This is a genomic window from Stenotrophomonas sp. C-A, from assembly GCF_054030835.1.
On the sequence record NZ_CM132916.1, the window covers coordinates 1,259,968 to 1,279,678 of the forward strand.

The 19,711-nt window shown below is 64.9% G+C and carries 18 protein-coding genes and 1 tRNA gene; 14 read left to right on the top strand and 5 right to left on the bottom strand.

Annotated features, from left to right (window positions below; all coding sequences use genetic code 11):
• Position 1: 1 nt before the first annotated feature.
• The 3 genes from ispH to ACW5IY_RS05960 all read left to right on the top strand — a co-directional run bounded on the left by ispH (position 2) and on the right by ACW5IY_RS05960 (position 3,663).
• Positions 2 to 952, top strand: a complete 951-nt coding sequence (gene ispH, locus ACW5IY_RS05950) for a 4-hydroxy-3-methylbut-2-enyl diphosphate reductase (RefSeq protein ID WP_049434640.1) — start codon at positions 2 to 4, stop codon at positions 950 to 952.
• 165 nt (positions 953 to 1,117) lie between these two features.
• Positions 1,118 to 3,001 carry a M61 family metallopeptidase gene (locus tag ACW5IY_RS05955; protein ID WP_049434642.1) on the top strand — a complete coding sequence of 628 codons (1,884 nt, stop codon included), beginning with the start codon at positions 1,118 to 1,120 and terminating at the stop codon, positions 2,999 to 3,001.
• A complete protein-coding gene (locus tag ACW5IY_RS05960; protein WP_049434645.1) occupies positions 2,998 to 3,663 on the top strand; it encodes a lysoplasmalogenase in 666 nt (221 codons plus the stop codon). Before ACW5IY_RS05955 ends, ACW5IY_RS05960 begins: the two co-directional genes overlap by 4 nt.
• Positions 3,664 to 3,745: 82 nt before the next feature.
• On the opposite strand, the gene ACW5IY_RS05965 is transcribed toward ACW5IY_RS05960, so the two are convergent.
• From ACW5IY_RS05965 to ACW5IY_RS05985, 5 genes are read right to left on the bottom strand one after another with little or no spacing between them, the layout of a single operon-like run.
• The gene (locus tag ACW5IY_RS05965; protein WP_049434649.1) at positions 3,746 to 4,465 is read right to left on the bottom strand and encodes a hypothetical protein; all 720 of its coding nucleotides are present in this window, start codon (positions 4,463 to 4,465) and stop codon (positions 3,746 to 3,748) included.
• Positions 4,466 to 4,470: 5 nt separating this feature from the next.
• Positions 4,471 to 5,418 (bottom strand): hypothetical protein, encoded by a 948-nt coding sequence (locus ACW5IY_RS05970; protein WP_457327046.1) that lies wholly within the window; start codon positions 5,416 to 5,418, stop codon positions 4,471 to 4,473.
• A 46-nt stretch (positions 5,419 to 5,464) separates the two neighbouring features.
• Positions 5,465 to 8,263, bottom strand: a complete 2,799-nt coding sequence (locus ACW5IY_RS05975) for a TonB-dependent receptor plug domain-containing protein (protein WP_049434652.1) — start codon at positions 8,261 to 8,263, stop codon at positions 5,465 to 5,467.
• 11 nt (positions 8,264 to 8,274) lie between these two features.
• Complete coding sequence (locus ACW5IY_RS05980) at positions 8,275 to 9,243, bottom strand: FecR family protein (protein WP_049434653.1); 969 nt, start codon at positions 9,241 to 9,243, stop codon at positions 8,275 to 8,277.
• Entirely contained in the window at positions 9,240 to 9,719 is a 480-nt protein-coding gene (locus ACW5IY_RS05985; protein ID WP_229301228.1) for an RNA polymerase sigma factor, read from the bottom strand. Before ACW5IY_RS05985 ends, ACW5IY_RS05980 begins: the two co-directional genes overlap by 4 nt.
• A gap of 284 nt (positions 9,720 to 10,003) precedes the next feature.
• Between ACW5IY_RS05985 and ACW5IY_RS05990 the strand changes: the two genes are divergently transcribed.
• The 11 genes from ACW5IY_RS05990 to ACW5IY_RS06040 all read left to right on the top strand — a co-directional run bounded on the left by ACW5IY_RS05990 (position 10,004) and on the right by ACW5IY_RS06040 (position 19,157).
• Positions 10,004 to 12,874, top strand: coding sequence for an autotransporter family protein (locus ACW5IY_RS05990; RefSeq protein WP_049434656.1), 2,871 nt, complete (start codon positions 10,004 to 10,006; stop codon positions 12,872 to 12,874).
• A 97-nt stretch (positions 12,875 to 12,971) separates the two neighbouring features.
• Complete coding sequence (locus ACW5IY_RS05995) at positions 12,972 to 13,976, top strand: 2-hydroxyacid dehydrogenase (protein WP_049434658.1); 1,005 nt, start codon at positions 12,972 to 12,974, stop codon at positions 13,974 to 13,976.
• A 12-nt stretch (positions 13,977 to 13,988) separates the two neighbouring features.
• Positions 13,989 to 14,189: a hypothetical protein gene (locus ACW5IY_RS06000; RefSeq protein WP_312390502.1), complete on the top strand. Its 201-nt coding sequence runs from the start codon at positions 13,989 to 13,991 to the stop codon at positions 14,187 to 14,189.
• Positions 14,190 to 14,264: 75 nt separating this feature from the next.
• Positions 14,265 to 14,456: a hypothetical protein gene (locus ACW5IY_RS06005; protein WP_152906222.1), complete on the top strand. Its 192-nt coding sequence runs from the start codon at positions 14,265 to 14,267 to the stop codon at positions 14,454 to 14,456.
• A gap of 59 nt (positions 14,457 to 14,515) precedes the next feature.
• Positions 14,516 to 14,591, top strand: a tRNA-Thr gene (locus tag ACW5IY_RS06010).
• A gap of 146 nt (positions 14,592 to 14,737) precedes the next feature.
• Entirely contained in the window at positions 14,738 to 15,508 is a 771-nt protein-coding gene (locus ACW5IY_RS06015) for a hypothetical protein (protein ID WP_049434662.1), read from the top strand.
• A 38-nt stretch (positions 15,509 to 15,546) separates the two neighbouring features.
• Entirely contained in the window at positions 15,547 to 16,518 is a 972-nt protein-coding gene (locus ACW5IY_RS06020; protein ID WP_049434664.1) for a hypothetical protein, read from the top strand.
• A gap of 210 nt (positions 16,519 to 16,728) precedes the next feature.
• A complete protein-coding gene (locus ACW5IY_RS06025; RefSeq protein WP_049433835.1) occupies positions 16,729 to 16,977 on the top strand; it encodes a hypothetical protein in 249 nt (82 codons plus the stop codon).
• A 113-nt stretch (positions 16,978 to 17,090) separates the two neighbouring features.
• On the top strand, positions 17,091 to 17,627 hold the full coding sequence (locus ACW5IY_RS06030; protein WP_049433834.1) for a hypothetical protein: 537 nt from the start codon (positions 17,091 to 17,093) through the stop codon (positions 17,625 to 17,627).
• A gap of 113 nt (positions 17,628 to 17,740) precedes the next feature.
• Positions 17,741 to 18,412 (top strand): DNA N-6-adenine-methyltransferase, encoded by a 672-nt coding sequence (locus ACW5IY_RS06035; RefSeq protein ID WP_100049908.1) that lies wholly within the window; start codon positions 17,741 to 17,743, stop codon positions 18,410 to 18,412.
• Entirely contained in the window at positions 18,405 to 19,157 is a 753-nt protein-coding gene (locus ACW5IY_RS06040) for a hypothetical protein (RefSeq protein WP_152906220.1), read from the top strand. Before ACW5IY_RS06035 ends, ACW5IY_RS06040 begins: the two co-directional genes overlap by 8 nt.
• Positions 19,158 to 19,711 lie beyond the last annotated feature (554 nt).

A 19,711-nucleotide genomic window follows, 5' to 3' on the forward strand; every position in this document is an offset into this window, starting at 1 on the left:
GATGGATGTGCTGCTCGCCAACCCGCGTGGTTTCTGTGCCGGTGTCGATCGTGCGATCGAGATCGTCAAGCGCGCGATCGAAACGCTGGGCGCGCCCATCTACGTCCGCCATGAAGTGGTGCACAACCGCTTCGTGGTCGACGACCTGAAGCAGCGCGGCGCGATCTTCGTCGAAGAACTCGATGAAGTGCCGGACAACAACACGGTGATCTTCAGCGCGCATGGCGTGTCCCAGGCCGTGCGCCAGGAAGCCGAGCGTCGTGGCCTGAAGGTGTTCGACGCCACCTGCCCACTGGTGACCAAGGTCCACTTCGAAGTCGCCCGCCACTGCCGTGCCGGCCGTGACGTGGTGCTGATCGGCCACGCCGGTCACCCGGAAGTGGAAGGCACCATGGGCCAGTGGAACCGCGAAGCCGGTACCGGCCAGATCTACCTGGTGGAGGATGTCGAGCAGGTTGCCACGCTGCACATCAACCAGCCGGAAAACTTCGCCTACACCACCCAGACCACGCTGTCGGTGGATGATACGCGCGGCATCATCGATGCCCTGCGCGAGCGTTTCCCGGCCATGCAGGGCCCGAAGAACGACGACATCTGCTACGCCACGCAGAACCGCCAGGACGCCGTGCGCGATCTGGCCAAGCGCTGCGACCTGGTGCTGGTGGTCGGTTCGCCGAACAGCTCCAACTCCAACCGCTTGAGCGAGCTGGCCCGCCGCGAAGGCGTGGAGTCGTACCTGATCGACGGTGCGCACGAGATCGACCCGGCATGGGTGGCAGGCAAGCAGCACATCGGCGTGACCGCAGGTGCCTCGGCGCCGCAGGTGCTGGTCGACGGCGTGCTGGCGCGCCTGGCCGAGCTGGGCGCCAATGGCGTGGGCGAGTTGGACGGCGAGCCGGAATCGATGGTGTTCGCGCTGCCGAAGGAACTGCGCCTGCGCCTGGTCGACTGACCGGGCCTGACTCTGGTAGGTGAGAACTGCACAAGGTGGGTGCGAACCTTGGTTCGCACGCCTTTGGCATGTGCGGATGGGCGCTCGCCCCATGACCTTTGGCCATGGGGCCGGACGCTGCACAGGCCTAGCATCGGAAGATTCTCCGTTGTTGGAAGTTGCCCGATGAAGACCCGAGCCCTGGCGATGTCGTTGCTGTTCGCGCTGGCGGCCGCGCCTGCACTGGCGCAGACCTCGCCATCGCCGAGCGCCGCGGCTCCCGGCCTGCTGCGCATCGATGTGGACGCCCGCGATCTGGCCCGGCGCATCTTCAAAGTCACCGCCACGGTGCCGGCCAAGCCCGGCCCGATGACCCTGCTGTACCCGCAGTGGATTCCCGGCAATCATTCGCCCACCGGCCCGATCGACAAGCTGGCCGGCCTGCGCGTTACCGCCAACGGCAAGCCGCTGGCCTGGCAGCGCGACCAGTACAACGTCTATGCCTTCAAGGTGGACGTGCCGGAGGGCGTCGGCGAGATCGTCGCTCACTTCGATTTCCTGTCCTCGCAGGGCGGCAGCCAGGGCCGGGTGGTGATGACCCCGGAGATGCTCAACCTGCAGTGGAACGCCAACTCGCTGTACCCGGCCGGGGTGGATGCACGCAACCTGCAGGCGCAGGCCAGCGTGACCCTGCCCAAGGGCTGGTCGTTCGCCACTGCGCTGGAGACCGCGCGCCGCGACGGCGACACCGTGGTGTTCAAGCCGATCTCGTATGACCATCTGGTCGATTCGCCGTTGTTCGCCGGTGAGCACTACCAGCGCATCGATCTCGACCCGGGCGCGAAGGTACCGGTGCATCTCAACGTGTTTGCCGACGAAGCCAAGTCGCTGAAGCCGAGCGAGGCACAGATCACGATGCACCGCGCGCTGGTGCAGCAGGCCGACAAGCTCTATGGCGCACGCCACTACAACCACTATGAATTCCTGCTGGCATTGACCGACCGGCTGGGTGGCATCGGCCTGGAGCATCACCGCTCCAGCGAGAACAGTGCCGACCCGGGTTACTTCACCGAGTGGGACAGCAACGCGTGGATGCGTGATCTGCTGCCGCACGAGTACACCCATTCCTGGAACGGCAAGTACCGTCGCGGCGCCGACCTGGCCACCGCCAACTTCAACGTGCCGATGGGCGACAGCCTGCTGTGGGTGTACGAGGGCCAGACCCAGTTCTGGGGCCAGGTGCTGGCCGCGCGCTCGGGGCTGTGGTCGACGGCGCAGGCGCGCGACATGCTGGCCAATGTGGCCGCGACCTATGATCGTGGCCGCCCGGGGTTGGCCTGGCGCCCACTGCAGGACACCACCAACGACCCGACCATCGCCCAGCGCCGCACGCTGCCCTACCGCAACTACCAGATGAGCGAGGACTACTACTCCGGCGGCCAGATGCTGTGGCTGGAAGTGGAGGGCAAGCTGCGCGAACTGAGTGGCAACCGTCGCAGCCTGGACGACTTCGCGCGTGCGTTCTTCGGCGTCGGCAATGGCGACTGGGACGTCAACCCGTACACCTTTGATGACGTGGTCGCGACTTTGAACGGCATCGCACCGTATGACTGGGCCACGTTCCTGCGGGGGCGCCTGGACGGCCACGGCTCGTTGACCGGTGGCCTGGAACTGGCGGGCTGGAAGCTGGTCTACCGCGATACGCCGAACGACGCCTACAAGGCACAGGAAAAACGCGCCAAGGCGGCACTGCTCGCCTATTCGCTGGGCGCGACCGTGCTCGACAACGGCACGGTCGGTGACGTGATCTGGGACAGCCCGGCCTTCAACGCCGGTCTTGCACCCGGCATGAAGGTGATCGCGGTTGGCGGGCGCGAGTACAGCAGCCAGCGCTTGAAGGATGCCGTTGCCGGCGCGGCGAAAGACAAGGCGCCGATCGTGCTGCTGGTGAAGCAGTTCGACCGCATTGAAACGATGAACATCGCCTACCACGGTGGCCTGCAGTACCCGGTGCTGGAGCGCATCACCGGCAAGCCCGACCGCCTTGCAGATCTGTGGAAGGCGCGATGAAACCGCGCGTGCGCGATGGCGTGATCCTGCTGATGGCGATCCTCGCCATCGTCGGAGCGTTCCTGCACGGTGATGGGCGTTGGCTGCACTGGCTGGCTAAGCCGGCCACCACGCTGCTGATCGCCGCCATCGCCTGGCGCGTGCATGATCCAGCACAGCCGTTCTACCGCCGCGCGGTGTTGGCCGGCATGCTGCTGTCGTGCGTGGGCGACATCGCGCTGATGCTGCCGATGGATGCGTTCGTGCCGGGGCTGGTCGCGTTCCTGCTGGCGCATGTCTGCTACATCGTTGCTTTCCGCGAGGGCCTGCGTGCCGGGCGTGGGCTGTTCGGCGCTGCCGTGCTGCTGGGTGTATTCGCCGTGCTCAACGTGATGGGCCTGTGGCCGCACCTGCCGGTGCCAATGCGTGTGCCGGTGCTGGCCTACGTGGTGGTGCTGGCGTCGATGGCGGTGCTGGCCCTGGCACGGCAGTGGCGCAGCCCGCAGCCCGATGCCGTGGACGCCCGAAGCGCCCGCTGGGCCGCGGCAGGTGCATTGCTGTTCGTGGCCAGCGATTCCCTGCTGGCCTGGGACCGCTTCGCCGTTGGCCTGCCGTTGGCCAGCCTGCTGGTGTTGTCCACCTACTACGGCGCGCAGTACGCCATCGCCCGCTCGGTGAAATAGAAAAAGGGGACGGAGGGGATTAAGTCGCAATCCGCACCAAGGCACATACGACTTAATCCCCTCCGTCCCCTTTTTGTGTGGCCTATCGGCGGTGCACGCCGCGCAGGGTGCCCTGCGCATCGAACTGCAGGCGCACGGATTCGCGGTCACCGGCGACGTCATCCGGCAGCCACACCAGCTTGCCGCCCTTGCGTACGATCACATACACGTGGCCGACTTCGGATGCGGGGTTCTGCAGGGCATTGCGTTGTTCCTGCAATGCCTGCGCCACGCGCGGCACGGCCTCGAAATCGATGCTGGCCAGGGATGTGCTGCTGCGCTGCAGGCTGATGGTCGGCGCGAACTGCTGCGGGTTCACCGGATTGCCCTTGCGCCACTGGCCACGTTCAAAGTGATAGCTGTCAACGTGGCCCGGCTGTTGCGGATCGACCAGATCCAGGTTGATGCGGCCATCGTCGTAGAAGTGGATGCTGTGGAAGACCGTCAGCCGCTGACCGGCCAGTGCCGGCAGCTGCTCCAGTGCCTGACGGGCAGCCAGCAGGTAGTCCGCATCGAACAGGCGATTGTTGCGCTCGGGCGCCGCAGCGGTACTCGCCGCGGGGAAGGGCGCCGGGGACGGCACAAGCGATACGGGTTGTTCGCGCGGCAACTGTGACGAGACGGAGGGTGGCAACCGGTCCGGCTGTACCGAATGCCCCAGCGTTTCGCTGATGGTCTGCACTGCGCCGCCGGCAATGGCCGCGCCCGCCAGAACCAGCAGCACTACCAGGAACACCGTGCGGGTGGAGGGCGGCTGTTTCATATTCCCTACAGCCGCACGTTGCTGCGGTCATCCGGGTCGTACAGCAGCGTCACGTGCTCGCGCGGGATGTTGGCCAGTTCAATCAGCGGGATGAAGCGGCGCACGCGGGCCTGTTGCACGCTGCCTTCGCGGTCGATGTATTCCAGCTGGAACTCCACCTGCGGCTGTTCGTTGAGGTAGGTGCCGGTCTGACGCACCTTCAACACCCGGGCCTCAACGCCGATGCCGCGATACTTCAGCGAATCGCCGCGGGCATCGGCGTGCAGCAGGCGGCCGAGCAGGCGCAGGCCCAGCGCATAGCCACATAGCACCAGCGGGCACACCAGCAGCGGGTGACCGAACGACAGGAAGGTCCAGCCCAGTCCCTCGTTCTGCAGCCGGTAGGCCAACACATAGGCAGCGGTAACGGCTGCGATGCCGAGTGCTGCACCGATGCCACGCCGCCACAGGCTGGCAACATTCAGTTCGGGCTGGGCGCCGTCCAGCACGATGTTGGGGAATGCCCCGGGCGTCCGGCCCAGGCGCGCATCGATGTGCCTGCCCACCTCGAAGCGATGCAGCTGGGGTTTGCTGTCGACCACCAGCATCTGTTCGCGGATCGGCGTACCGGACAGGTTCTTGAAGGACAACTGCAGTTTCCACTGCGCGAAGCCGCGCACCTGCACGCCGGTCTGTTCGGCCTGTTCGATCAGCGCACTGCGCGGTTCACCGTCGGCCAGGATCGACTGCACCCGGTGCAGTGCGCGCAGTGGCCCCAGCAGCAGGTAGTGCAGGAAGGCGAACAGCAGCGTCAGCCACAAGGCCATCGACAGTGCGAGCAGCAACAGTGCCGGCCACGGCGCGCTGCGGTCGACCAACGCCACCGGCCACGAGGTGCCGAAATAGAGAATGCAGGGAAAAGGCAACGCGAAGAACAGCAGGAACGCGCCCCAGAACCAGAGATAGGCTTTCATGGGGGAAGGGGACCGCGGTGGAACAGGGCGCGTAGATTACTACGCTTCAGCGGAACTGCAGGGTAAGCAGGTAGTAGCGGCCGAGCGGATCGTCCAGCCCCGGCATCTGCCCGCCATTGCCGACCAGATAGTTCACCGGTTGCGCATCGAGCACATTGTGCACGTCCAGTGCTGCGACGATGCGTGGGCCGAGGCGGCGTGCCAGGTGCAGGTTCCAGCGCAGCTGGCGTGGATTCATGCAGTGGTTCTGTTCGACCTGATCCTGCGGGCACTCGGCCCCGGGCAGCCAGGCACGGGTGCGACCGACCTGGTTGCCGCGCAGGGCGATGTCCCAGTTGCTGTTCTGCCATTGCACGTTCAACACCGCAGCCAGCTCGGGTGTCACATGGCCGCGCAGGTCCACGGCGGCCTCGTGGTCACGGCGGCGACGCAGCTCCTGCTGTTTCAGCGCATCGAGCGACAACAACCACTGGCCGTTGCTGCCGCTGTCGATGCGGTACTCGCCACGCAGCACCCAGTTACGGGACGTGGTGCGACCGATGTTGTCGAACGACAGGCGCAGGCTGCTCAGGTGGCCGTCTTCATCCAGTTCCCAAGTGCTGCGATTCCACACCGCATCGCTGGGTTGCAGGGCGAGGATCTCGTTGCGCAGTTCCACGATGTTGTGGGTCAGCGACAGCGAGAACGTATCGCTGGGCGTCCACGTGGCTGCCAGCGAATGGCTGCGCGATCGCTCGGCCTTCAGTGCATCGTTCTCTACGACGTTGGCCGTGACGCTGCAGCCGCCACCGCGGGTGGCGATTGCACATTCCGGAAGGGCACTGGACACCGGAAGCGTGATCGAGCCGAAGTAGCCGGGAGGCCGCCGTTGCTCGAACAGGCTCGGTGCACGGTAACCGCGCCCGCTGGCCAGCAGGAACGACCAGTGCGGTGTCGGGCTCCAGCGCAGCCCGGCACGAGGCGAGAACGCCATGAAGCCGCCGTCGCGGTCCCAGCGTGCAGCCAGGTCCGCGCGCAGCGTGGGTGCCAGCGGCAGGCCCAGCTCGGTATAGACGCCACTGCTTTGTCGCGACAGGCGGCGTTGCTGCTGCGGCAGGCCCAATGCGAGGTCCCCCTGGCTGAGCAGCGCATCGGGACGCGAGGTCCAGCGTTCATGGCGCAGGTCGATGCCGGTGGCCAGCTGTGCAGGACCACCAGGCAACGCCATCAGCTCACGCTGCACGCCCCACCAGCCCTGCCACTGTGCGGTTCTGCCGCGGTTGCGGATGGATGGAAACAGCGTGTCCACCTCGGCCGCCGGAGGTGCGTCGAAGCCGGGAGTGAACCTGCGCGCCTGCGTTGCTTCAAGCAGGCGCGTCGTGCGCACGGTGCCAGCAGTGGACAAGGTGACTTCGCTGCGCTGCGCGCTGATGCCCGCCTCCCAGCTGCGCCGGCCCTGGTCACGGCCGATGCCGAGGGTGACGTCCGCATCGGTGGCGCGGACGCTGGGGCGCACGTTGCCGGCCTCGCGCAGCACACTGTTGAAGGTGATTCCGCGCGAGACCACGGCAACGGCAGTCGGGCCCAGGTCGAAGCGCTGACGGTTGTGACTGGCCCTTGCCTCGACATAGGCATAGCGTCCCTCGCCACGTTCATGCCGGTAGTGCAGGTAGGCCGACGCGGTATCCGAAGCGGGCTGCAGCGAACGCGGGCGCGCGCTGTCAAACCAGCAGCCATCCTCGCGCCGCTTCAGGGGCGGCTCGCAGCGTCGGGCGGGCACGTACCAGTTGCCGAAGATCGCGCCGATCGGATACAGCGAGGTTTCCGCATGCCAGTCACGCTGGTCACCGGCGACATGCTCGACACGGTGCAGATCGAGGCCGGCAAACCAGCGGTCCCCGTTGCCACGCGCGCCGCCGGTGGCGGCCTGCAGGCGGTACTGGCCCGCATCGCCGCGGCTGCTGAGTCCGGTCTGCAGCATGGCTTCGGGCCCATCGGCCTGGTCGCGCAGGATGATGTTGACCACGCCGGACATGGCATCGGCCCCATAGATGGCCGAGGCACCGCCGCGTACCAGTTCGATGCGGTCGACGAAGCTCAGCGGAATGCCGCCGAGGTCGGTGAGCCCGCCCTGTTCCAGCGACACCATGGGATAGCGGGGCAGGCGCCGGCCGTTGACCAGGAACAGCGTCGCCCGCGGGCCCATCCCGTCCAGGCTGGTGGTGGCCGCTGCACCCACCGGCAGGTACTGCGAATCGCCGCCGCGCGAGGTACTCATGGCGGGATGGCCGTTCATGCCGGGCAGGTGCCGCAGCAGGTCGAACAGATTGCCGTAGCCACTGCGCAGGATGTCGTCGCGATCGATGGTGGTGACCGGCAGTGTGGTCTGCACCGAAGAGCGCGGCAGCCGGCTGCCGGTGACGTGGATGGGTGCCAGTTCCACCTGGTGTGGCGTGTCGGCGGACCTGGGAACCGGGTGCGGCAGGCGCGGGGCTGCGACCGCTTTCGGCGGCGTGGCAGGTGGCTCGGGATGGACACGTCGCACGACAAAGGCACCCGAGGACGTGCGCAGGATGTTCACCGGCAGGCCGGCGACCAGCAGCTTCAGGGAGGCCCCGGTATCGCGTTGGCCACGGGTCCCGTCGGTGCGCAGATCATCCAGTTCACGTGCGTCGAACAGCAGGGCGGTGCCACTCTGCCGGGCCCATTGCTGCAGTGCCGGTATCAGTGGGCCCGCGCCCACGTCGATCTCCAGCGTGCCGGCGGGCTCGCCGGCATCGGCCATCGGTAGTGCGGCAACACCCAGTGCAAGGCATAGCAGGGCGCGGAGCAGCCCCCACTGCAGCGCACCCGGACCTGCCTTCACTGCCGGTCTCCTCAGTAGGTGCGGCGCAGTTCCAGCGCGCCATCCGGACGCGTCTGGCCAGCCACGGACCAACCCAGTTCCAGCGCCGACAGCAGCTCCTGTGCATCACCGGCGCGGAAGGTGCCGCTTACAGCCAGGTCGGTGATCTCCGGATCGACGATCACCAGCGGCGTGCGGCCATAACGGTTCATGCGCTCGACCACGATCGACAGGGGCGTGGCATCGAATACCAGTTGCCCCCGCAGCCAGCCTTCAGCGGCTGCGTTGGACGAGAGGGCAGGGCCCGGCTGGATACGGCCGGAGGGCAGTACCTGCAGCTGTTGGCCGGGCGCCAGCGTGTGCTGCGCTGCGCCGTTGCTGACTTCCACGGCGCCTTCCAGCAGCGCGACCTCGACCAGGCCGTCGCGCAGGCGTTCCACCTGGAAGGTCGTGCCGATGTCGCGGATCGTACTGTCGCCAGCGCGCAGTTGCAGCGCCTTGTTTGACGGTGCGACCTGCAGCTGCAGCCGGCCCCGCTCCAGCACCAGATCACGATGGCGCCAGCCGAAGCGGGCGCGGAGGGTGGTGCCGGCATCCAGCATGGCGACGCTGCCATCGGCCAGCGTCTGCTGCTGTGGCTGGTGCGAATCATTGGCGTAGACCTGCGGCGTCGGGTTGCCGTCGACGGCAACCATCCAGCCGATGCCGATCGCCATGCAGACACCGGCAGCAGCGGCCACGCCCGGCAACCAGCGCCGGCGCGGCGGACGCGCCGCGCGTGCCGCGGCGGTGCGCAGCCAGGGGTCAGCGGCAAGCTCCGCACCCTGCTGGAACAGGGTTTCGGCCTGCACCCAGGCTTTGACGTGGGCCGGATCTTCGGCCAGCCAGTCCTCGAACGCTTCGCGTTCGGCCGACGTGCAGTCCGGGGCTTCCAGGCGGGCTACCCAGGCGCTGGCGCGTTCAAACAGCTGTGCATCATCCCTGTGCGGGGTGCCACTCATTGGCCGTCCCTGTCGTTGTGCAGCGGATCCGATCCCAACTCCTGACGCAGGCCCTGCAGGGCCCGGGCGATATGTTTTTCCACGGTCTTGGCAGTAATTCCACAATGCCGCGCGATCTGCGTGTAGCTCATGCCGGTGATGCGGTTGAGCAGATAGACCTCGCGTGCGCGTTCGGGCAGCTTGAACAGGGCCTGCCGCAGCAGGGACAGCATCTGCCCTGACTCGGCCTGGCGCAATGGATCGGGCGAGGAACTGGACGGTTCGTCGCTGCCATCGTGTTCGGCCAGCGGCAGATGCGGCCGCGACTGCGGCGAGCGGCCGCGGTCTGCCAGGCGGTTGCGGGCGATACGATACAGTAGCAGGCGCAGTTCGTCCGGACCCTGTGCGCGGTAGCGGATCAGCCGCTCCATGCAGTCCTGCGCGATATCCTCCGCATCCTCAGGCCCGACCCCCCGCGTGCGCAGGAACGCGCACAGCGGTGCGCGCTCTTCGCGTACGAACGCGATGAAGGCATCCGCAGGTGCGGGTAGCTCCGGCGCGCGATGGATCAGGGGAGACGGGGTGGACAGGGCTGGCCTCGACTGTCGGTGGCGAATGCGTCATCGAGTTTTACGCGACGATGACCGGATGGGGAAGAGTGTGCATCGATCGAATTCTCATTGTGAATGTATTCATTTTTCAGGATCCGTTCCACTGGGGGAGATCACCCCGCTGCGGCGTTGATCGTTCTACCCGCGTGTTGCGGGTGGAGAGAGAACACATGAAGTATTCGAAGTTGAGCCTGGCCCTGGCCGGGCTGATGGGCGTTGCCGCCATATCCGTGGTGGATGACGTCATGGCAATGAATTATCACGTGCAGGGCGATCGCATCTTCCTGAGTGGCGATGTGACCTACGCCGACGTGGTGTCCCTGCCGGCACTGCTGGCCAAGGCGCAGGCCGAAGGCCGGCCGGTCCGTGAGGTGGTGCTGCGCACGTCCAATGGTGGTGCGTTGATCGCCGGCGAGTGGCTGCAGGGCATCATCCGCACCTCCGGACTGAACACCATCGTGTCCGGCAATTGCATCTCGTCCTGCTCGATCATGCAGTCTGGTGGCGTCGAACGCTATCTGGCCGGCGATCTGCCGCTCATCGACTCGGTGCAGATCCACGCGGCCAGCAGCGGCGGCAAGGTGATCTACACGCCGTCGCCGCGCATGACCCAGATCTATACCGGCAACTACGGTGGTGGCATGGATGCCGGGCTGCTGCACAAGGCCATGTACGAAGTGGTGAAGCCGAATGGCCTGCTGGTGTTCCGCGATCCGGCACGCAGCACCGGTTCCTCGGTCACCTTCGACCCCGATGGCAGTGGCAGCAAGCTGGAGTCGTTCCCCGGCCAGGACATCTACAGCAACAGGATCATCACCGCGAACGGGTACCGTGATCCGGGCGACACCTTGAATGTCACCGCCAACGTGACCGGCGACATCAACCCAGGCTACCTGCGTACCGGACGCCAGTTGCAGGCGTTCGTCGATGATGATTTCGCGCGCTGGAATACCGACTGGCGATCCACCTACATCAATCTCGCGCAGAGCATCTACAACGCATCCAGCAAGGGTCCGCAGGGCATCGGTGCGCTGTCGGTGCAGGGTTACCTCAGTGACCCGGACATCCAGGACCTGTTGCTGTCCAAGCTGCGGCTGGCTGATCTGGATGTCTCCACGCTGGACAACGCCATGGGCGTGATCCGGGTGACCAACGGCGCCACCTGGCGCACGTCCGCGACGACGGGTGCGGATTTCATGCTGGTCGACAATGGCACCATCGCGCTGGAAGGCGGCGCCCTGCGCGCATCGGAAGTGCGCGTGCTCGGCGCAGGCATGCTGGTCGGCCATGGTGACGTGGCGGGTACTGCGATGGACCGCGCTGCTTTGCTGGACGGCACCGGCCCGTCGTACCGCGAAGACGGGTTCAACCGCCTGCGCGTGTTCGGCACGCTGATGCCGCGCGGTGGCGACCTGGTCACCCATGGCTACGTCAACATCATGCCGGGCGGCAAGGTGCTGTTCGACGTTACAGAGAATGGTGGCACCACCGCCGGCCGCCTGCGCGTGGGCACCTTCTTCGATGACGAGCAGACCGAGGGGGCACTGGTGATCTCCAAGGGTGCCTTCCTCGAACTGAACGTGGCGCAGGGCTACTACGGCCAGGACTTCCGTCGTGACCTGGTTGAGGGCCCGATCTACCAGGGCGGCTTCGAAGAGGCCGTGCGCCTGGGCGACACCAGCTACAGCGCCAGCATCAGCGGTGATGTGTTCCGTCCCCGCCACAATTCGCTGTTGAGCTTCAACGTGAAGCAGACGGCCGATGGCCTGTGGCTGACCGCCAACCCGGGCTTTGACCAGCTGGGCCTGTTCGCCAACGGTACGTCCGGCGACGGCCTGGGCCGTGCGCTGGCGACTGCTTCCGATCGCCAGGACAAGGGACTGAGATCGCTGCTGGGCGCACTGCAGTTCGCCGACCGCGATGTGATCGCACAACAGGCCGGTGCCCTGCGCGGTGATGCGCACGCCAGCCTGCGCCTGGCCGACACCGCGCTGGTGGGCAGCATCGGCAACGTCGTGCAGCAGCACCAGTCGGCCATGCGCAGCGGCGGCGATGCCGATGGCCTGGCCTCGCAGGTGGCGCAGTCGGTCTCCTCCCAGCCGGGCATGCGCCATGGCAGCCTGTTCAACCAGCTGGCGATGCACCTGGTCGAGCCGGCGCCGGGCAGCGTTGCGGGTAGCGGTGATGCCGGACGCAGCCATGGCATCTGGGCACGTGGTTTCGCCAGCCATGGCCGCATCGATGCCGACGGTGGCGTGGCCGGCCTGAGCCACAACATCGGTGGCATCGTGGTCGGTGCCGACACCCGCGTGGCCGATGACCGCGTGACCCTGGGCGTCAGCGTGGCCGCGGCGGACATGTCGACCAAGGCCAGCGATGGCTCTGGTTTCACCGGTGATGTGCGCGCGCTGGACGTGGGCGGTTACCTCGATGCGACGTACGCGCGCGGCTATCTGTCGGCAGCGGTGCGCTACACCGATCTGCGGCATGACACTCGTCGCAGCATCGGTGGTATCGATGGCCTGCAGCAGCCGCTGCGCGCCAAGTACAGCAACGATGCGATCTCCGCGCGTGTTGAACATGCGTTCTCGTTCACCACCGGCAAGGGCCTGGTGATCCAGCCGTTGCTGCCGGTGGTGGACTACGCGCGTACTTCGGCCACCCGCTTCAACGAAGGGCAGGGCGCTGGTGCGCTGGTTGGCCGCAGTGGCAGCCTGGAGAGCATCCGCGTGGGTGCGGGCCTGCAGCTGTTCAAGACCTTTGAGGGCAACAACGGTGAGCGCATCACGCCGCGCGCCCGGGTGGTCTGGCAGAAGGAGCTGGGCGATTCGCAGGCCCGCTACAGCACCGGCTTCGCCGCGGCACCGGATCTGGTGTTCGGCGCCAGCAGCCAGGCGGTGGGCGAGCAGGTGCTGGCCTGGAACGTCGGCGTGACCAGTCGCGCCAGCGAGCGCCTGTCGATCATGGCCGACTACGTGGGTGAGCGCCGCGACGGGCAGATCCAGAACGGCGTGATGCTGGGCCTGGGCTACCGGTTCTAAATGGCACCCGGCACCGGCGATGACGGCATCGCCGGTGCCATCCCAACGCGGGCGCTGCTGCGGTATGGTCGGTATGGCATTCCACCCAGGCCCATCCATGCAGATCGCCGTCTTCAGTGCCCGTCCCTACGACCGCCGCTTCCTTGATGAGGCGAACCAGCGCGATGCGTCTGAGGACGGCTTTGCGTTCGTGTACTTCGATGTGGCGCTGGACGTGCATACGGCGGCGCTGGCGCAGGATTGCGCAGCCGTATGCGTGTTCGTCAACGACCGCCTGGATGCGCCGGTACTGCATGCCCTGCATGCGATGGGGGTGCGGGCCGTGCTGCTGCGCTGCGCAGGTTTCAACAACGTGGATCTGGCGGTTGCGGAAGCGCTGGATCTGTTCGTCGCACGCGTACCAGCCTATTCGCCTGAAGCCGTGGCCGAGCATGCGCTGGCGCTGGTGATGACCCTCAACCGGCAGACCCATCGCGCCTACAACCGGGTGCGCGAAGGCAACTTCATGCTCGATGGCCTGCTCGGGCGCACCCTGCATGGCCGCACCGTGGGCATCGTCGGTACCGGCAAGATCGGGCTGGCCACCGCGCGCATCTTCAGGGGCATGGGTTGCATCGTGCTGGGGCACGACCCGTACCCGTCGCCGGCCTTCGCCGGCGTGGGCGACATGGTTGGGCTGGATGAACTGCTGGCGCGCGCCGATATCGTGTCACTGCATTGCCCACTGACGCCCGATACCCAGCACCTGATCAATGACGCCTCGCTGGCGCGGATGAAGACCGGCGCGATGCTGGTCAACACCTCGCGCGGCGCGCTGGTCGATACCCATGCGGTGATCCGCGCGCTGAAGTCGCGGCGGCTGGGTCATCTGGCCATCGACGTCTACGAGCAGGAAAGCGCGCTGTTCTTCCAGGACCTGTCCGGCGAGATCATCGATGATGAGGCCTTCCAGCGCCTGATGACCTTCCCCAACGTGCTGGTGACCGGCCACCAGGGGTTCTTCACCGTAGATGCGCTGCAGGAGATCTCGGCAATCACGCTGGGGAATCTGCAGGATTTCGCGGCGGGACGGGCGTGCGCCAATGCGGTGGGGACTGGCTGATCCGGCGACATCGTGACTGCGGCGCTTGTTCTGTCGCGCACCACATCTCCGGATCCACACGAACGCGAAGTGCAGCCGGAGGTGGCGCTGGGTGCGCTGGTGCTGGTGGCGGACGGCGATGCCGGCTTCAATGATGGTTTCAACGGCGTCCGGAACGAATGCGATGGCGTCGAGCGATCGTGCTGTGACGCAACGCGACAGGTTGGGATGTGATGCGTACCATCAAGGCGGCCAAGGGGGCCGCCGACGATTCCTGTACCTATGAGTAAAACGACGTTCCGAGCCACCATGAAGTGGGTCAACCTCGTGGTGGTGATGCTGATCATCATCCTGGCGGTGCGATACCTGTGGAGCCGGACCATGAGCGGGCAGCTGGGCGGCATGCACGACATTGCCCTGACTGGATTCGTGTTCTTCTGCCTGTTCTTTGTTTTCCTGACCGTTCAGTCGATCCGTCGTGGCAGGAGCAAGCGAGGGTAATCGCATCCTCCCGAGGTTGATTGACCGGCTGAGCGGCACCCTCTACAATTCCCTGCTAAGCCGGAATAGCTCAGTTGGTAGAGCGGCGCATTCGTAATGCGTAGGTCGCAGGTTCGACTCCTGTTTCCGGCACCAGGTTCAAGCTTCAAATTAGCTTAAAATTAAGGGGTTGGCCGGATTTCCGACCAGTCCCTTTTTCTTGCCTCCCCCGGTCCATCCCGGGAAAAACAGGGATTTCCAGGGATCGTTTTTCCCCACTTTTTCCCCAGCCCATGACCGGAATGCTGCCCATCCTGCGCGCCATGTTCCCCGACAAGCCGCTCTTGTCGGTCGAGGACGTGGCGCGGGTGCTCAACCGAACGGGGGCCGGCGGCTACGAGCAGACCCGCGAGCAACTGGCGGCCGGCGTCATCGTTCCGGGCCTGCGCAAGCTGGGCGGCAGTTGGCTGGTCCCGGTGACCGCGCTCGCCGAGGCGCTCGACGGGCTCACAGACACCGACGCGGCCGGGCAGGCCACCCCCAAGTCACTGCCAACCCGGCACACGGTCACCCGTGCCAACCCCATCGTGCCGCGTAAGGGGGGGCGGGTTCCTGACCGGGCCAAGCACATGGCACTGGCCGACATGACGTCCTTGGCCTTTGCATTGACCACCTTCGATGCAGCGGAGTTTTGGGGCGAGGTGCTGGCCGTGCTGGGGCAGCCTCAGCAGCGCCCTGCGCTGACCGCAACGCCCGCCGACTGCTTCGCCGAGCTTCAGCCCTGGGTGCGGCAGGACGGGCGTTTGGTGGGCCATGTGCAACTGCTGCCCATCGAAGAGCGCGACAGGGCCTTGGACATGGGCGAAATCTGGGAGGCCCCCTTGGTCGACGCCCTGCTGGAGCCCTGGGTCAGCATGGAGGCGCGCGAGCGATTCGATGACGCAATGGAGGCGGCACAGTCCGCGTTCCAGGCGGCGTGGAGCGAGGTCCGCAACCAAGCCCGTGCTCAAGGCTTGGACGAAGGCCTGCCGCCCGCGGCGGGTCCAATCACTCGCACGCCGTTCCGCTTCTAAGCATCTACAGTCCCCACCGATCCTAGTGGTTGCCCCGTATGTCGTTTGATTCGAAAGCAAAGACCGAAGCGGCGCTGATCCGTCGCTATGCCGACCGCTACGGGCACGTGGACGACACGTTCGCGGGCGGGTGGGGGGTAACCTGGGGAAAGTTGCTGCGCGCTCTCGACAAAGAGCTGGCCGATGAGAAGAAGCAACGCCAGGAACTGGCGGCTGGCAAGCGGGAGGCGGTGTGGATGGACACATGGACCGCAGCCGAGGCCGCGGGCCTGCTGAACATGACTTACGAAGCCTTCAACGCGTGGGCTCGCAAGGTGGGCGTGGTGGTGGACAAGCCGGGGCAGGCGCGCACTCATGCAGCCATATCGCTGGTGGACCTGATCGACGCCGCTGAGGACGAGAAAAGCCGTCCGGGCGGCCGCCCGTGGCGGGAAGCGAGGGCGGCAGGCCATCTCTTGGGGGCCACGCGAACGCTGCCCGAAGGCTTGGCGACGTTTCGAGAGCAGCTCAATGGCGACCTCCTGCTCACGATTGGGGTCGATGAGCGAGGCGAGCGGGTGGTGGCATCGGTGAGGCCAGGCAACTCATTGGGCGCTAAAGACCATGTCCGGATGTTCTTCCGAGGCAAGAGCATCGCCGAGGTTGATGAAAGCAACTACTTCAAACTCGAGCTCGAGAAACGCGGGCTTGCCGAAGCGTTCGGTAGGCCTTGGGCACAGCCCGCACTGAAAGGCGCGTTACTTCAATGCCACAAGGGCTGGCTGGGCGCCGTTTCCGACTTCATGGCGTGGGAGGAATCCCTGGCCATCAAGGACGCATCGGAAGCCCAGGCTGCATTCGATGCCGAAGAGGACCCGCAGGCCGCGCCAGCCATGGCGCTGAAAGCGCGCGAAGCAGAGCGACTAAAGGACGCGAAGTTGGCGCTGACGGCCCGCAACGAAGCAAGGGCGGAGCTGCTGGACTTCTCGCTTCCGGCCCCTGCCCCGAGCAGAAAGGGAACTCCCTTCTAGACGGTCCTTCAGGGGCGCAACGCCCCTGTCTCGCCGGCTGCCCGCCGGCTCGGTCGTGGAGAGATAAAAGCGGGGAAGCAGCGGCTTCCGCCGCCGCCCCAGCGTGGCTGGATGAATGAAGATTCAGGTCCAAGAGGGGGACCCCTCTTAGGGCATCGAAGCGCTCGGATCGTGACTGGAAAATGGAGCCACACCAGCACGGAGACATTCATGCAGCCGCTCATCCTCTCGCTCGACCCCTCGCTCTCTAACCAGTTCTCTAACGTAACCCCGCAGGTCCTCGCCGACGCCTTGGCCGACGTTCTGCCCCACGCATTGGGCCTGCTTGCCGCCGACACCAGCACGTCGGTCATCGTGCCCAACCGCGACCTGCGGGGCGTACCCCCCGACCAAGTGCTCACCTTGCAGCTGGCAACGCTGAACAGCTTCCTGGACATCGAAGACGCCGCCAACGGCTAAGCCAGCAGCGCAGCAGTAAACCTGGTCAGTCTGGCCGAACCCCAAAAAAAACGTTCGCGAAACGCGGCTGACCAGCCGTGCTGGCGGAGCTTTGTCCAAACCAAGGAATCGACATGACGCAGCAGATCTTTACCTTTCACATCACCGCTTCTCTTGACGTCACCGCATTGCTGCCCAGCCACGCTCGGAGCATTGAAAGTGCTGAAGCGCTGATGGATCGCATCGATCCCCAAGAAGCCGCGGACGCATTGATTACTTTCTTTGATCTGAATCGGATCGAGACGCGCATCAGTTGCTCGGAGGGCGATGCCATCGCGGAAGAGGTGCCGCGGGTCGTACTTTCCCGCAGGCGTGCAGCTCTCTTGGAGTTTCCTGCGATCCAGCATCCCGATCAAAAAGAGGGATGTGTGGAGTTGACGGGGGACGGGCTGGCGACCAAAAGCTATGCGATTGCTGCGGCGACCAAATCTGAAGCGCTGGAGAAGTTTCGCAAGCTTGACGCGGTGCAGCTCAATGCCACGCGGTGGCAGGTGTGGGGAGTGACCTTTTACGACGACGTCGAGTTTACGTTGGGAGGAAACCTGTATGCCTTTCGCGTCGATGAAGAGACGCTTCAAGCCATTGCCGAGCACATCGAACTAGAGCTGTAACTGTCGAGGCCTGGCAGTCATCTGAGGCCCAACCCCAAACCCTTTCGCGACGCGGCTGACCAGCCGTGCTGGCGGAGCTTTGCCTAAAAGCCCTTCAAACCTGGAGATTTCCCATGAACGCTGTTGCTCGCCACCTCCCTGTTTCGACCAAGCCGAAGAAGCCCGCAAAGAAGCCCAAGCAGACCGCGCTTTCACTCGCCGTCGCCAACAACGTTGGTTACGACCGGGCGCCGGAAGGCATCACGACCGAAACCTGGCTCACCCCGCCGGAGATCGTCCACGGCCTGGGTCCGTTTGACCTGGATCCCTGCATCCCGCAGCAGGGCATGCCCTGGCGCACGGCCACCCGGATGCTGAAGCCCAGCGACGACGGGCTCAAGACGCCCTGGCCAAAGTCGGCGTTTGTGTGGATGAATCCGCCCTACGGCGGGCACAAGAACAGCCCGACCAGCCAGCACCGCTGGATGGAGAAGGCCGCCGAGCATGGCAACGGGATTGCCCTTGTGCTGGCGCGGATGGAAACGAGCTGGATGCAGGAGTCGGTGCTCAACCACCCCAGCGTTTCAGCGGTGGTGTTCACGAAGGGGCGTCTGTCGTTCTGCCGCCCGGATGGGACCCTGGGCACGAGTTGCCCGGCGGGATCGGTGTTCATCGGCTACGGTGCTGCAGCCGCGCGCAGGCTCAAGCGGGGAGTGGAGTCTGGCCTGATTCGCGGAACCTACCTCGACATGGCCCACGTGAGCCGGGTGGCGGGCGCTGACGTGGGGGCGGCTAACGATGAATAAGCGCACTCCGAAGAAAGCCAAGCCGACCTCCCGCCGCAACAATGCTTACCAGCGGTTGTTGAAGGCTATCCAAGCCATCCCCGGGGAATCGCCCAGGGAAAAGATGCGCAAGTTCACCGCGCTTGCGCTGAAGGTTCTCGTGCTCAAGCAGGCGGAGTTGGCCGTCGGGCGAGGTGGGCCTTTGGCTCCCTGGTGCGACTTGACGCTGCTTGGGACCGATGTGGATGGGACCGAGGATTGGTGCCTCGAGGCGGGCCAGGCCTATGGGGGCGCAGTGGAAACCTTCGAGCCGTTCGAATGCATCCTGGGGCAGCTCTTTGGAGAGTTCGTGGGGAATGGGAATAAAAACGACGCTCAATATTTCACCCCTTGGGACTTTGCGAGGGCGCTGACTGCCTTTGCTCCAACTCCTCAAAAAGACAAGTGGTCCATGGGTGACCCCACCTGCGGAGCCGGCACGCTGTTGCTTGCGAAGCTTCACGAACTGGTCAGGAACGATCCGAAGGCCCTTCTGGGGCTTACCGTGAAAGCGAATGACCGCGATCCGTTGTGCTCGGCGATTACAGCCCTGCAACTGCTGTCAAACCAGGTGATTTGGAGGATGCCCATCGGGAGCGTGGTGGTCGAGTGCAAAGACATCATCACTCAATACCTGGAAACGCGGGTGGTGTTTTGGTCTCTCACGCGAGATCGGTTCATCGCCATGGGCGAGGAAATCCGCTTGGAGAATGCCAGCCGTCGATGAGCATTGGCCTAAATCCTCCCAAGACTCGGCGGCGAGCAGCCGCCGGCTCTTGCTCCAAGCCGCTTTTGCTTTTGCTCTTCAACCCGCAGAAGCCGGGTAACAAGTGCTTGTTACCCCGCTTTCCTGAAAGCCATTCCATACGAAAAATAATCCAGCCGTATCGGTTTGTTAGGAAAGACTGCTGGTTAACGCTCCTGCTGGTTAACGCCAAAACCGTTAACCAGTAGACAAACCAGCAGCAAAACCCCTGCCACGTAAGGCTTTGAAGGCCCCTGCTGGTTTGCTGGTTAATTTTTTCACTTTTTCTATGCAACTATAAAATGTTAAGAGCGAGTGAAAATCTCTCGACCAGATGAGACGTTGGCGCGTAGCGTAAACCTGTTTTTTTAACCAGCAAACCAGCAGTTAGCTTATTTTTTGAACAAAAACGAGATTAAACAATCACTTGGAAGGTTTTTAGTTGCTGGTTTGGCTGCTGGTTTAAGAAAAAACAGAAAACCAGCAGGAAAGTTAACCAGCAGCTAAAAAATATTTCTGGAAAAGGGGCTTGACGG